This window comes from Citrobacter sp. R-1.5.2, assembly GCF_035064245.1.
Classification (GTDB): domain Bacteria; phylum Pseudomonadota; class Gammaproteobacteria; order Enterobacterales; family Enterobacteriaceae; genus Citrobacter.
In genome coordinates this window covers 1-635 of sequence record NZ_JASEYC010000087.1, presented here as the reverse complement: position 1 = coordinate 635, position 635 = coordinate 1, and the positions used below count along the sequence as shown (strand labels likewise).

The following is a 635-nucleotide window of genomic DNA, read 5'->3' as shown; positions in this document are numbered from 1 at the left end:
CCGCCTACATGCTTAAACCGGGACAACCGTCGCCCGGCTAACATAGCCTTCTCCGTCCCCCCTTCGCAGTAACACCAAGTACAGGAATATTAACCTGTTTCCCATCGACTACGCCTTTCGGCCTCGCCTTAGGGGTCGACTCACCCTGCCCCGATTAACGTTGGACAGGAACCCTTGGTCTTCCGGCGTGCGGGTTTTTCACCCGCATTATCGTTACTTATGTCAGCATTCGCACTTCTGATACCTCCAGCACCCCTCACAGGACACCTTCAACGGCTTACAGAACGCTCCCCTACCCAACAACACATAGTGTCGCTGCCGCAGCTTCGGTGCACAGTTTAGCCCCGTTACATCTTCCGCGCAGGCCGACTCGACCAGTGAGCTATTACGCTTTCTTTAAATGATGGCTGCTTCTAAGCCAACATCCTGGCTGTCTGTGCCTTCCCACATCGTTTCCCACTTAACTGTGACTTTGGGACCTTAGCTGGCGGTCTGGGTTGTTTCCCTCTTCACGACGGACGTTAGCACCCGCCGTGTGTCTCCCGTGATAACATTCTTCGGTATTCGCAGTTTGCATCGGGTTGGTAAGTCGGGATGACCCCCTAGCCGAAACAGTGCTCTACCCCCGAAGATGA

1 rRNA gene is annotated in these 635 nt (G+C 54.6%); it reads right to left on the bottom strand.

Features of this window, described 5'->3' with window-relative positions:
* Positions 1-635: ribosomal RNA gene (locus QMN38_RS26710) — 23S ribosomal RNA — on the bottom strand; the annotation flags it as partial.